Origin of the sequence: Nostoc sphaeroides, assembly GCF_003443655.1 — a bacterium.
Taxonomy (GTDB): domain Bacteria; phylum Cyanobacteriota; class Cyanobacteriia; order Cyanobacteriales; family Nostocaceae; genus Nostoc; species Nostoc sphaeroides.
This window is the reverse complement of record NZ_CP031941.1, coordinates 1,100,457-1,113,775: the sequence shown is the minus strand read 5'-3', so window position 1 is coordinate 1,113,775 and position 13,319 is coordinate 1,100,457. Positions and strand designations below refer to the sequence as shown.

10 protein-coding genes are annotated in these 13,319 nt (G+C 42.9%); 5 read left to right on the top strand and 5 right to left on the bottom strand.

Annotated features, from left to right (window positions below; all coding sequences use genetic code 11):
* The first annotated feature begins 143 nt into the window (after nucleotides 1-143).
* Entirely contained in the window at nucleotides 144-863 is a 720-nt protein-coding gene (locus D1367_RS05205) for a rhomboid family intramembrane serine protease (RefSeq protein WP_118164038.1), read from the top strand.
* 319 nt (nucleotides 864-1,182) lie between these two features.
* Entirely contained in the window at nucleotides 1,183-1,854 is a 672-nt protein-coding gene (locus D1367_RS05200) for a rhomboid family intramembrane serine protease (protein ID WP_118164033.1), read from the top strand.
* Between the two features lie 293 nt (nucleotides 1,855-2,147).
* Here D1367_RS05200 and D1367_RS05195 read toward each other — a convergent pair whose 3' ends face one another.
* From D1367_RS05195 to crtB, 4 genes are all read right to left on the bottom strand, one after another.
* Nucleotides 2,148-4,322: a GumC family protein gene (locus D1367_RS05195; protein ID WP_118164029.1), complete on the bottom strand. Its 2,175-nt coding sequence runs from the start codon at nucleotides 4,320-4,322 to the stop codon at nucleotides 2,148-2,150.
* A gap of 118 nt (nucleotides 4,323-4,440) precedes the next feature.
* Complete coding sequence (locus D1367_RS05190) at nucleotides 4,441-5,799, bottom strand: polysaccharide biosynthesis/export family protein (protein WP_118164025.1); 1,359 nt, start codon at nucleotides 5,797-5,799, stop codon at nucleotides 4,441-4,443.
* 211 nt (nucleotides 5,800-6,010) lie between these two features.
* A complete protein-coding gene (locus tag D1367_RS05185) occupies nucleotides 6,011-6,733 on the bottom strand; it encodes a cyanoexosortase B system-associated protein (protein WP_118164022.1) in 723 nt (240 codons plus the stop codon).
* A 238-nt stretch (nucleotides 6,734-6,971) separates the two neighbouring features.
* Nucleotides 6,972-7,865, bottom strand: coding sequence for a cyanoexosortase B (crtB, locus tag D1367_RS05180; protein WP_118164019.1), 894 nt, complete (start codon nucleotides 7,863-7,865; stop codon nucleotides 6,972-6,974).
* A gap of 52 nt (nucleotides 7,866-7,917) precedes the next feature.
* Between crtB and D1367_RS30485 the strand changes: the two genes are divergently transcribed.
* Complete coding sequence (locus D1367_RS30485) at nucleotides 7,918-8,070, top strand: hypothetical protein (RefSeq protein ID WP_181985233.1); 153 nt, start codon at nucleotides 7,918-7,920, stop codon at nucleotides 8,068-8,070.
* A 191-nt stretch (nucleotides 8,071-8,261) separates the two neighbouring features.
* Here the strand turns inward: D1367_RS30485 and D1367_RS05175 are convergent, their stop codons facing one another.
* Nucleotides 8,262-9,455, bottom strand: a complete 1,194-nt coding sequence (locus D1367_RS05175) for a DegT/DnrJ/EryC1/StrS family aminotransferase (protein ID WP_118164014.1) — start codon at nucleotides 9,453-9,455, stop codon at nucleotides 8,262-8,264.
* Between the two features lie 552 nt (nucleotides 9,456-10,007).
* On the opposite strand from D1367_RS05175, the gene D1367_RS05170 reads away from it, so the two are divergent.
* Together D1367_RS05170 and D1367_RS05165 are read left to right on the top strand one after the other, a co-directional pair.
* Complete coding sequence (locus tag D1367_RS05170; protein ID WP_118164009.1) at nucleotides 10,008-11,561, top strand: sensor histidine kinase; 1,554 nt, start codon at nucleotides 10,008-10,010, stop codon at nucleotides 11,559-11,561.
* 316 nt (nucleotides 11,562-11,877) lie between these two features.
* A complete protein-coding gene (locus D1367_RS05165; RefSeq protein WP_118171129.1) occupies nucleotides 11,878-13,296 on the top strand; it encodes an IctB family putative bicarbonate transporter in 1,419 nt (472 codons plus the stop codon).
* The last annotated feature ends 23 nt before the right edge of the window (nucleotides 13,297-13,319 follow it).

Below are 13,319 nucleotides of genomic sequence, written 5' to 3'. Positions count from 1 at the left end.
GCGATCGCCTCGCCATCTCTTCTCGAAGTTAATCAGCACTCAATCTCAAATCCAAAGGGGAGATCCATCCATGAGGTAGAAGAAACTACTTACAAAATTCCGTATTGTAGAATTGCTGTCTTAAAATTCAGGAAAAAACGCTCGTGGTTCCCATTAGAGATAATAATCCGACAAAAATTACGCCTTATGTGACTTATGGACTGATTGCTGCTAATGTTCTCGCTTTTCTTTATGAAGCAAGTCTTCCCCCCCAAGCATTAAATGGGTTTCTACACCTTGCGGCTGTAGTTCCACGAGAACTGACTTTAAGCTTTGGTGGTATCTCTTTACATCAACCAGTGCCAGAGTGGGCAACTTTGATTACCTCACAATTTTTACACGGTGGTTTCTTGCACTTAGCAGGTAATATGTTGTTTCTCTGGATTTTTGGTAACAACGTTGAAGATAAATTAGGTCATGCCAAATATTTACTGTTTTATTTATCTTGTGGAGTTTTGGCATCCTTGACTCAGTGGTTCTTCGCTCAAGATTCCAGCATTCCTTCCTTGGGTGCAAGTGGTGCGATCGCAGGCGTTTTAGGAGCGTATATTCTCCGCTTTCCCAACGCCGAAGTTCTCGGCATAGTCCCTTTAGGGTTTTTCTTCCCGACTTTCCGCGTTCCGGCATATTTCTTTTTGGGATTTTGGTTTCTCGAACAAGCTTTCTACGGGCTTGCTAGTCTGCAAACACGTACCAACATCGGTATGGAAAGCGGCGGTATTGCCTATTGGGCACATGCAGGCGGGTTTATCTTTGGGGCAATTCTCGGCCCACTCTTGGGTTTGTTTAACGATAAATCACAGGAAGAATCTTGGTATCAGTAACAGGACTTACGCAAAAATTGCCGAAAAGCTTAATTTATCGAACCGCGAGACGCTCGATGACTCGCTACCGCTTCGCTATCGTGCTTCGCGTCTCCAAGAGTTGACGCCATCGCGCAGCGTCTCCAAGAGTTGACGCCAACGCGTAGCGACTCGTAGAGAAGAATTCGTAGAGTGTGCGTAAGTCTTAAGTAATTCTTCAAGGTATCATCAGGGCTTTCAATCAGGCTAATTAATTAAATAGGTGAAATTGCCTAAGCTTCGCAACTGCTAGCCTTACAACGCTATATTGCAGTTAGTCAATAAATTAGGAAAAACATTTGTGTTTCCCCTCTACGACGAAAATCCGACGCGAGCCACCCCGTATTTCACCTACGGGTTAATTGGCATGAATATTTTAGTTTTTCTTCACGAGGTAAGCCTGCCAAATGCACAATTGAATCAGTTTTTAAGTCAATATGCAGTAATACCTCAAGAGTTAACCACCAATTTGAGTGGAGAGTGGATAACATTATTTACGTCGCAATTTTTACACGGTGGTTGGTGGCACTTAATCTCCAATATGGTGTTTCTCTGGATTTTTGGCAACAATATAGAAGATCGATTAGGTCATGTCAAATATTTGATTTTTTATTTAACGTGTGGTGCATTAGCTGCCTTGTGTCAATGGTTTATTGGCATGAATTCGGAAATTCCTTCCTTGGGAGCAAGTGGTGCAATTTCTGGGGTTTTAGGTGCCTACATTATCCGTTTTCCCCAAGCTAAAGTTATGACCTTAATATTTTTAGGGTTTTTCATCACCACAATCAGAGTTCCAGCACTAGTAATAATTGGACTTTTCATTGTGCAAAATGTGATATCCGGTCTTGCTACCCTGCAAACAGCCGCTAATATGAGCGTGGAAACTGGTGGAGTTGCCTACTGGGCGCACATCGGTGGTTTTGCTTTTGGGATAATTCTCGCTCCCATATTTGGATTGTTTCGGCAGGACTAAGTACAAAATTTCCGAAATCATTAACGAAACAATTGCTACTTACAGCAGATTTTACGTAAATGAAGTACATATATAAAACCCAAAACCTTGTAAAGACGTAGCACTGCTACGTCTCTACGTGTATTCGATTAGAGCGCAATCTGCTGTATAAATCCTTTGCGTATCCTCTGCGAGACGCTTCTGTACAAGAGGCTGACGCTCCTAACGTCCTACCGCTTCTCTACGAGATACGAGACGCTGCGCTAACGCTAATGCGATCCTCTGCGTTGAAATTTCCCCTATTTGGGAACCTATTAGTTTTTGCTGGCACCTGCTGAAAGTTCTTCTGATTCTTCTGCCTTAGATGTAAATGTTGATGATTCTACGATTTGTTCAGGTAGAGAAACAATGATATCAGCGCCATTGATAATTGCTCCCAATAACCCCAGTTCCGATTCAACTAGTTGATCGATCGCTTCACCTAACATGTTCTCTTGTGTATAGTGTGGTCGCGCCACAAGTACTATACCATCGCTGTAGGGTTGGATTAACAAAGGGTCATTGGATATGCTCAGAGGACTAGTATCTAAAATCACTAAATCAAACCGTTCGCGGACATCCTCCATCAACCGCCGCATTTCGCTAGATTCAAGAATAGCAGCTGATTGCCGCACAGGGCCAGGGCTGGGTATGATGTATAAATTTTCTACATGAGGAACTAAACGAATACATTCACTTAAGTTAGCGTAATAACGCAGGGGTTCAATAGTGGCGTCGGGGTCAGGAATTACATTCAGGGATGCACAACGAGAAGGCGATCGCAAATCAGTTTCGATAATCAAGGTTCTTTTACCAGCACGGGCTGAAGCTATACCCAAGTTATAAGCACTTGCGGTTTTACCCTCTAGACTACTGGTGCTAGTAATCAATACCACCTTTAAAGCTTTACCACCAACTCGGCGCAGATTACTACGGAATTTCTCATAAAATTCTAAATAAGGAGAATCCGCAGAAAGTACCACCGGCACTGCTTCTTGCGGCAAATCATCAACTGGCATTAAAGGCAATTCTCCCAACAGTGCCACTTCCCGTTGCTTGAGGCTCTCGCGGATATCCTCCCTGGTTTTGAAAGTACCTTCCAGCGCTCCCAACAAAAATATCACCCCGCCACCAATCAACACACCTAAGAAACCACCCACCGCAAGGGTAATAGGTACACTCTTAGAAGGTTTGATGTCCGCAGTTGCTGTGGGGCGTCTGGCAATGCTGAGGCTGCTGGTAGTTTCTGCCTCTGCGGTTTTGGCATCGGTTAGCTTCGCCTGCATTTGGTCATAGATGGCTTTTTTAAGTCCAACCTCTTGCTCTAAACGCGATCGCTCTAATTGCTTATTGGGTATTAAAGAATATTCTCGCCGGAGTTGCGCTTCTTGTTGGATTTCTTGAGCTAGTTGTTGTTGCAGCGTCTCCCGTTGGGTTTGCAAAGACACCATTTGGTTTGCCAACTGCTGGCGGGCTGGATCTAAGCTACTTTGGGCGCGAATCCCGGTAACGCTACCCTGAAGCGGAGCCGCCGTTCCATCACCACCTAATACTTCCGCAGCCCGTTGTTGCAGTAATTCCTCAGCAGCTTGTTTCTGACGCAGCAATTGAACCATCGTTGGGTGTTCCGGCCGTAAATCTTTTCTGAGTACGGCGATTTGCGACTCACTTTGATAAATTTGCGATCGCAAGTTCCCAATAATTGGATCGGCACTCAAAGCAGAAGAAATATAAGCCTGTCCGACTGTTAAGCCTAACTTATTTTGTAAACTCTTAACTTGACCATCAACCCCAGAAATAGTTAATTGAATTTGCCGTTGGAGATTTTGGCTGGCAGTAATAGCGCTTAACAAGCTGCCATTCTCCGCCGCTAATATTGCCGTTCGCTCTATGCGATCGTACTGTTCCAGCTTCTTTTCGGCAATTTGCAATTCCCGTTTAGCTTGTGGTAAACGCTCGTTAATCTTTTCAATAATTGCTTGTAATCGCCCAGTATTGATGTCACTGCTCAACTTAATCATTGATTGCATCAATGCCGTCAAGACCTCTATGGCTCGTTTGGGGTCACTATCTACATATTTCAGTTCAAAGATACTCGTTTCTAAATCTCCAGTCCTGGGATTTTTTTTAGGTAAAGAAAGGACAATACTTGAACCGAGTTGTTTAGGTTTGATATTTACTTTCTCTGCCACTGTCGCAATTATTTGGTTTGATAATAAAACATCCTCATTTAGTTCCTTTCCTTGCTGTTGGATTTGAGTACCAGTTGTAGAGAAAGAAACTGGTGGGCCAGCATAGGTAAGTGCGGCAGATGCTATGTAGCTAATAGGTGGCTCTGGCTGCATAGCCACCACCGTTGACCCCACTACAACTAAACCAAAACTAGCTAGTCCAATCCACTTATATTTTTCAAAAGCAATAAGATAGCGTTTAACAATTGGTGGAGTCATGGCAGGGGCAGATAGAATTAGTTATTAGTTATCAGTTATCAGTTATCAGCTTTATGTTTGTCACTCTCATTTTCCCCTCTTTCACATTCGCTAACAATCGGTGAAGAGGTGAGAGTTACTAATTTGAGCCGCCACCGAAGTTGTCAAAAAATCGGAGAAAGGACTGGACATTGAAGAAGGGTTGGGTAATGGTAGTCAAGAAATTAGTAATTCTACCGATGAGGTTCCGACCAACAACAAGAACATCATTATCTTGAAGCGCCACATTTTGAGATGCATCCCCTCCTAGAGCTTTTTTAGCATCAAGTTTCTGGGTAACAGCTTGACCTCGTTCAGGATCAAAGCGAACCAGAGCGATATCTCGGAGATTAGCAGTGTCGAGATTTACTCCTCCCAAAGCATCTACAAATGTACTTCCGTTAGGTAGTGCTTGAATGGAAAGACCTCCCGCAGCGTAGTTTAAAACGCGGATTTTAATCTGTGGTGTAGCTAAGGATGAACGTGCTACCAAATTGCGGTCATAATCGTCATTATTACCAACTTCGCGACGGGGGACGAGGATTGCATCTCCGTCTTGTAAGCGTAAATTAGGGATTGAACCGCCATTTTGCAGTGCTGCATATAAATCAATAGTTTGTGAAATCACAGAACCATCAATTAACTTTCGGCGTACTTGCACTTGTCGCAGGTCTGCATTCAAAGTTGAACCACCGGATATTAGCAAGGCATCAGCAACACGGGGTGTTGTTGAATTAATTGGATAAATTCCTGGTTTAAATATTTCCCCACTAATAGTAACTTGAACTGGTCGCGTCCCTGCCAAGGATACTACTACAATTGGATCGGGTAAAATGCTACTTAAACCCAAGCGAATTTTTTCTTGAGCTTCTTCCAAAGTTAAACCTTGTAATGCTACCGTTCCCACTTGTGGCACTACGATGTTACCTTCTGGACTAATTACAGCTTGAAAACTTAAGTCTTGACGCTGCGTTGCTAAGGCTAAAACAATTACTGGATCAACCACATAACGATTTAAACCCAAGCGGATTTTTTCTTGAGCTTCTTCCAAAGTCAAACCTTGTAAAGAAACTTTTCCCAGTAGCGGCACTACAATGTTACCTTCTGGGTTGATTAAAGCTTGAAAGCTCAAATCTGGAAAGCGCTGAACCGAAACGCTAATTCCATCTCCTATTCCTAAGCGGTACGGCCCAGGAGGACGCTGAAGCACAACACCAATTGCATCTCCTGGCCCCAAGAGATAGCGGCTGAGTTGGGGGGAAATTTCGTCATTTGCACCTGGAGGTATAACCTCAGTACCTGGCACAGGCGAGGGGGGCTGTCTTGGAGATTGTCCTTGGGATGGAAAAGGCTGGGCAACAACAAGTTGGATAGGTGTTGTTAAGAAAACTCCTACTTGAAGACTGACAAAACACAGGGCGCTAAATGCACGCATATAAGAATTTGTATCGATGAACATCGGTGCAGAAAAACTGAGAGAAAAATTAGTCGCGCCGAGTGGTAATTTTACTGTAAAAATGTCCTAAATGTATCTTTTCTCTGCAAGTATTTTACCAACAAAAAATAGAAAAATTTTGCCAATTATAATTGATAAATTCATATTTTTAACCTAAAGGTGATTGTAGAGATCCAACTGAAGAATCTCTGCACAAATGCATCTATAGCAGACTCTACAAAGAGTCTGCCATCAATTTAGCTTGCACTGTTTCTCCAATAGACTGTGCTAAAGGCCAAGATGTTTCTACCTGCCCCAAAGGTTCCATTGGAATCAAAATGCTCACACCCACCCAAGGAGTGCGTTGTTTACGCCACTGGGCCAATTGATCCGCGAAGAACCAGTGGAAAGGTGATGGATTTCCGCCGTCTGGCATAGCGTACCATTGCAAGACAGCGAAGGTTTGCTGTGGTGTGACGGCGCGAAAGAACCTAGCTTCTACTTTAGTTACGACATTTGAAGCTAACTTTGCAGGCGGTTTCACAGTAAATTCAGCAGAACGAGATTGAGCTATATCCCACTTTCCCCAGCGTGACCTTCCCCAGCCGTTAACGTCTGTCCACTCTACTTCTGGTTGATCCATAGGCCCATTTTGCGGCAGCAATAGCAAGATTGCCTGGGATTCGGAACCTTCTTTTTTAACTACCTGCAAAGACCATTTATGTTCGCCAATTTGCTGTTCTGCTTGTTCAATAGTTTGCCAACCAGGAAGGGTTAACCCAGCTTTGCGGATTTGTTTTAACTCCTTGAGGGTGGTAACAGGTGGCGGCTGTTTCCATTGCCAGTGTCCTGTCAGGTATCCAGGAATCCCTGCGATTGCCAACAACAGTAGCAATAACAAAAGTGCTGCCACCTGACTCAATTGGTTTTCCTTAAAAAACTTGGAGAAGGAAATCATCAGTAAAATTTATGATACTTAGGCAAAATTTTACTTCATAAAATCACACCATGAGTTCAGTAATCTGGAAAACCTCTCTCTAAATCTCTCTCCTAAAAGGAGAGAGACTTTGAATTTTCCCCCTTCCTGCGACGTGTTGGGGGTTAGGGGGTTAGGTTTTTGGTGGACTTTTCCACATAACCTGAATTGTCAGGGGAAGCAGGGGGAGAAAGAATGACTAATGACCAATGACTAATGACTAATGACTTTCCCCTTCTTGCTGAGTTTCTGATACTGAAAAATAGCTATTAATCCAATTCAGTAAGGGCACTAATGACACCAGCATACAAGCTGAATAGAGATCACCACCCCAACCGTCATGTAGCCATTTAAAAGCTGCTTCTTGACCTGTGCCGTGGAAGAAAGTCAGTAAAGTATTACGAATGATATTGGCACAAATACTAATGATCACAGCAAGAGATAAAAACCCTATAACTGTGCGGCGTGAAGACAAAGCGTCTGTCCAATAAAGCAGCATCAAGCCGACGTAGAGAGTAGTAAACAACATTTTCAGCCCTGCACAATAGGGGGCAACTTCTACAATCCGTCCTCCCACGTAGAGATTGATTTCATCTACGGTTACGTCCATACCAAATTGATTCAGTATAAAGCCTGCTGTGCCAGCGATAAAGCTTTGAAGAGGCAAGGTATAAGGAGCAATGAGATAGGGTACTGCGGTTGGGGTTGCTAAAAATACTAGTAGTAGGGGGAATCCTTGCGATCGCAAACCTGCTATTCCCTTAAACCACAAGCATAATCCTACCAGTATAACGGGCAAGGAAAGGTTAACCCACTCTGTAACACCGCTAAGATAAAAGACTGCCCCCAATAACAACAAAACAGGGCCCAAAGGATGGATGCTATTTGGTAAACGTTTCCACTTTTTCCGGTTCATCCAGCCCAGATAAGCCGCAAATGGTAAACCAATAATCCCGTGGCTGAAATATTCGTGTTCTGTACTGATATTTTTGTTCAGCCAACCATCCAACCAATGTAGCAATATAGGAGCATAAAGCAGCAGCAAAACGCCTAAAATAGCTAAATTTAATAATTCTGAGGCGTTTCTGTTTTTAATCTGTTGCGAGAGTGCCATAATTTTCAATAATTCAAAAACTCTCAGTGTTCAAGGAAATGGGGAGTGGGGAGTGGGGAGTGGGGAGTGGGGAGTGGGGAATGGGGAATGGGGAATGGGGAGTGGGGAGTGGGGAGTGGGGAATGGGGAATGGGGAGTGGGGAGTGGGGAGTGGGGAATGGGGAATGGGGAATGGGGAATGGGGAATGGGGAAGCCCATGAATAAATTCAGTTGCTTTGTATTAAGTAGAAGTTAGGACTAGTACCGCAAGGCGGAAGTCAAAAGTCAAAAGTCAAAAGTCAAAAGTATTATGGAATAAGCTCTTTAGGGCTTTTTGAAGGTTGAAACAACCAATTCTCGTTCTAAATCTCACCACCTTGAAAGGGCTAGTCCTAGAAGTATTCCTCATTCCCTTATTACCCTACTCCCCACTCCCTACTCCCTACTCCCTCTTTTGCTTCTGTTTTAGAAGTTGAGACTGCATGAGCGATCGCAGCTACAACTTCTTTGACTTGGCTACTGCTCAAACCAGGATACATCGGTAATGATAATATTTCTTTTGACAGTTTTTCTGCTTGCGGAAAATCTCCAGGCTGATAGCCTAAGTTGGTGAATGCCGGTTGGAGATGACAAGGAATTGGGTAGTGAATGCCAGTTTGAATTCCTACTGCTGTGAGTTTTTCCTGGAGTTGCTGGCGTTCTATGGGGCAAGAATCATCAACTCTAATCACATAAAGATGATACACATGCCCTATATCACTTTGGTTTTCCATAGGGATAATCCCAGCAGTTGCCAAAGGTGCTAATTCTTTATCATACTGCTGGGCAATAGTCAAGCGATCGCTATTCCATTGTGGTAAATATGGTAATTTTTGGTGTAAGACTGCTGCTTGTAAAGTATCCAAGCGGCTATTTGTACCTGCTTCAGTATGAAAATACTTTTGCGATGCACCATAATTTCGCAAGCGTATCATCTTCTGGGCTACATCTGAATCTCGTGTTAGCAGCATTCCTCCATCGCCAAATGCTCCCAAATTTTTGCTGGGATAGAAACTAAAAGCTGCTGCTATGCCTACGGAACCAGCGTGATATCCATCTCTTTGGGCGAGGTGTGCTTGTGCCGCATCTTCAAAAATTAGTAGTTTGTAGGTATCGGCAAAGTTCAATAGTTCACTTGGTGATACCATTTGACCATAGAGATGCACAGGGATAATTGCTTTGGTATGAGGCGTAATTGTCTTTGCTGCTTCTTTTAAGTCAATTAAAGCTGTTTGGCGATCGCAATCTACCAGAATCGGCTTCGCGCCAGCCCGGATAACTCCAATCAAGGTTGCGATAAAAGTGTTTGCTGGTAAAATCACTTCATCACCAGCCCCAATATTACACGCTTGCAATCCGAGAGCGATCGCATCTGTTCCTGATGCAACACCAACTCCATAAGCTGCCCCAGACGCTGCCGCAAATGCTACTTCAAAATCTGAAACTGCTTGCCCTAAAATAAAATCTCCCTGTTCCAATACAGATTGGATTGCTTCTTGCAATTGCCTTTGAATTGGTTCGTGTTGTAACTTCAGGTCTACAAAAGGTACTCTAATGGTTATTTTATTCATTACCAATCGTCCTCAAAAAAATATCTCCTCAGGTGGAAAAAATAGAAAAGCCTGCACAATTTTCAGCATGAAATTGTAATAGGTTTAATCTATTGGATCGAGACTTATATAAACTATCTAGGATTGTTAGCCATTAATCCTACCTGTTATAAGTAATAACAGCTATAAAAATTACATTGTTGTACTTATTATAAGTAAATTTACTTTGAATATTCCAGCAAGAATTTTTCCTTCTGTACATAAAGAATGACAGCCCCTTTGTATTGTATCCTTAGCATTAGCTTACCCTGGCTGAATCCAAATCTAACGCAGTCTAGCTTTAAAATCCCCAGCAATAAAGGCTACACCAGCACTAAATTAAGAAGATTCAGCATCACTAACTAGTAACTTGTAGATACCGCGTGGCCGACTTAAATATGGGGATAAAAAATTTTTGCCCCAAATTTGTTTGTCAGAGGCAAAATTAGGGAATGCTTAAAATAGCAATTGATAACCTAGAAATAGGGATTATATCAATTACAGTATCGAGAAATTATTAAGGTAGTAGTGGCAATGGTAGAGCCTGAAAATAAATTATTTGCCCTAAAGGATGGTTGGGACTCTCATGAATCAAGAGAACAACAACGCCTCAAAGCTTTGTCCGATTTAGGTTTGCGGCAACCAGAAACGATTCCAGTTTTTGAAGAAGCCACACAAACTGCTGCCCACTTTTTGGAAGCACCAATTTCCATATTGGGGTTTGTAGATCAAGAACGCCACTGGTTCAAGTCGGCGGTGGGCTTATCTAGGCTGGGGCTAATGAATCATTTGGCACAAAGCCGCCAATTGTCACGCCGGGAATCCTTTTGCACTCAAGTAGTAGAGAGTCTTCAAGTATTTGTAATTAGTGATACGCATAACCTTACAGACCCACTACTTGCTAGCAGCAAGTTAGTGCTGGATTATGGTATTCGTGCTTACTTAGGAGCGCCACTGATTGATGCTGAGGGACATTGTTTGGGTGCATTGGCGGTGATGGATTTAGTGCCGCGCAATTTTACAAACCGAGACATTGAGTTTTTACAAATCATAGCTCGTTGGAGCATGAGTGAATTTGAACGTAACCGACTCCTGCAACGGAGACTCGAATCAAGCACTCCCGCGATCGCTCCGATATTTTCACTCAATGACGAACGTAATACTGAGATTAAAATCACCTCAGCCACTACAGAAAGCGGCTCTATTTCTACCAAGGAACTGAAACTGGAACTTTTGGATCAGCTAACTCAGGAGTTACGCACGCCTTTAACATCTGTACTCGGTATGGCTAGTGTTTTAGGACGTGAGATTTATGGCCCTTTGACGACTAAGCAGAGAGAATATTTAGAAATTATCCAACACAGTGGTCGGTACTTACTTTCCTTAGTAAACGAAATTACCGAATTAGGAGCTATGGATCAAAATTCAACTGTCCTAAATATAGCTCCTGTGGATATCGAAATGCTGTGTCAACAAGCTATAAATACTCTTGAAGAAGCGGCTAATCGCCGCGAACAAGATATCCGCCTCTCTATAGAACCGGGACGCAATCGCATTTGGCCTTTAGATAAAGACAAGGTGCGGCAAATGCTCTATCACCTGGTTTTCAGCGTGATTCAACTTTCGGCTACAGGTAGCATTGTTCGCATTCATGTTTCTTACAAGGAGGATATGCTCAACATTACTATTTGGGTTTCCCATCCTTGGCTAGGGGACGGTATCACTGAAGTTGATCCTTATTTCCGTCTCAATTCTTTGTCGCTGTTGGAGTTGACAGGTGAGGTAGCAACTTACAATACTCATGCACAAAGCCAGGAGCAAGGAGATATTTCATCAGTAGCAGTGGATAATTCAAAAAACTTGAGTGCGAATCACTCAAATTTCTTTGCTGCTAGTTCAGGTATAAATTTAGCTAAATCACATGGAAATATTTCTCGTGAAAGCTTGGGTCTGTTGCTCAGTTGTCAACTGGCAGAATTACATAGCGGACAAATTTTGATTCAAGGTTCACCAGAATCAGGATATCGTTATGTGCTTTCTTTGCCACTGCAAGTAGCGACTAGTTCACAAGCAATTAGCGATGTCTAATCATATCAGGATTGGGTATTAGGGATTAGAAAAGAGGTATATTTCATCTATTTGGTGTGTGCTAAGTAGATGAACGGTTATCTTAACTTAGTATCGGCTCAAGTGGTCTTTGATTAAACGTAGTAGCTAATGGCTACTACCGCAAGGCGGAAGTCACGCATAATTAATTGTATTCCGGTCTTTTGCGCCGTATTGTGCTATGAATAAGAGCGCCATCATGGGAGGTGCAATTTTCGTTATTACCTTTTTATAGCCATAGGCATTATGATCAATTCCAAGTTCTGCGTCGGCAGGCTAATTGATCGCAATGTTTTTTATGAATTTAGTCTGGCAACGATTTACTTTATCATCTTTACCGCTTAAAGAATACCTTGCTACCAGTTACGTACATCGTTTTTTGGTGGGATTGTTAAGTTCTTGGCGGCAAACCAGCGTGTTGATTGGGTGGGGAGATGCGATCGCAACTGCTTTACTCAGTTTAGTATATGCGCTAGCACCTTTTGCTTCGAGTACATTGGTGGGCTTGTTGCTGGTGGCTTGTGTAGCGTTTTGGCTGTTGTTGACTTTATCTGATCAAGTAACACCAGCAAATGTCTCTTCAGTCACTCCCATTCACCTGCTGGTATTGCTCTACTGGGGGGTTGCCGCAGTCGCAACGGCATTGTCACCAGTGAAAAAGGCGGCACTTAACGACTTGGGAACGTTAACGTTGTATTTGCTGCTATTTGCCCTTTGTGCCAGGATACTGAGGTCGCCTCGCCTCCGATCTTGGATTATCATCCTTTACCTGCACGTATCGTTAATTGTCAGTGTATATGGATTGCGGCAATGGTTTTTTGGAGCCACAGCACTAGCAACTTGGGTTGATCCAGAATCTCCCCTGTCTAAGACTACCAGAGTCTACAGTTATTTAGGCAATCCCAACTTATTGGCTGGATACCTCTTACCAGCAGTAATTTTTAGCTTAGTGGCAATTTTTGCATGGCAAAGCTGGATCAAAAAAGCTTTAGCATTAACAATGTTAATTGTCAATACTGCCTGCCTAATCCTCACCTTTAGTCGTGGCGGGTGGATTGGACTAGTGGTAGCAGTTTTGGCTGTGATGACATTGCTAGTTTATTGGAAAAGCGTAGAAATGCCTCGTTTTTGGCGCACTTGGTCAATACCGATTGTCTTAGGAGGTTTGATCGGGGTATTGATACTAGCAGTGATATTTATAGAGCCTGTGCAGATCCGGGTCTTGAGCATTTTTGCTGATCGCAAAGATAGCAGTAATAATTTTCGCCGGAATGTCTGGGATGCTGTTTTCGAGATGATTCGCGATCGCCCGATTTTCGGCATTGGCCCTGGACACAACTCTTTTAATCAAGTTTATCCTCTCTACCAACGCCCTCGTTACACTGCTTTGAGTGCTTATTCTATTTTGTTAGAAGTGGCTGTAGAAACTGGCTTTGTTGGTTTAGCCTGCTTTCTCTGGCTAATAATCGTCACCTTCAATACGGCATTTCTACAGATGCGACGATTGCGACGATTGAGAAATGTAGAGGGATTTTGGTTAATTGGAGCGATCGCTATTTTGTTGGGGATGCTAGCTCATGGAACCGTAGATACTGTTTGGTATCGTCCTGAAGTTAATACCCTCTGGTGGCTCATAGTTGCCTTAATTGCCAGTTACTGGACACCTTTAGCTCAAAATCAGACAAATTCATCTAACTTAGAACCAACAGTAAATTAATATGATTAAGTTGTCAGTTGTTT

Coding starts and splice junctions, on each gene's coding strand:
- crtB (WP_118164019.1), bottom strand. CDS start 7,865: ATGGCACTCTCGCAACAGATTAAAAACAGAAACGCCTCAGAATTATTA.
- D1367_RS05195 (WP_118164029.1), bottom strand. CDS start 4,322: ATGACTCCACCAATTGTTAAACGCTATCTTATTGCTTTTGAAAAATAT.
- D1367_RS05175 (WP_118164014.1), bottom strand. CDS start 9,455: ATGAATAAAATAACCATTAGAGTACCTTTTGTAGACCTGAAGTTACAA.
- D1367_RS05185 (WP_118164022.1), bottom strand. CDS start 6,733: ATGATTTCCTTCTCCAAGTTTTTTAAGGAAAACCAATTGAGTCAGGTG.
- D1367_RS05190 (WP_118164025.1), bottom strand. CDS start 5,799: ATGTTCATCGATACAAATTCTTATATGCGTGCATTTAGCGCCCTGTGT.
- D1367_RS05165 (WP_118171129.1), top strand. CDS start 11,878: ATGAATTTAGTCTGGCAACGATTTACTTTATCATCTTTACCGCTTAAA.
- D1367_RS05170 (WP_118164009.1), top strand. CDS start 10,008: ATGGTAGAGCCTGAAAATAAATTATTTGCCCTAAAGGATGGTTGGGAC.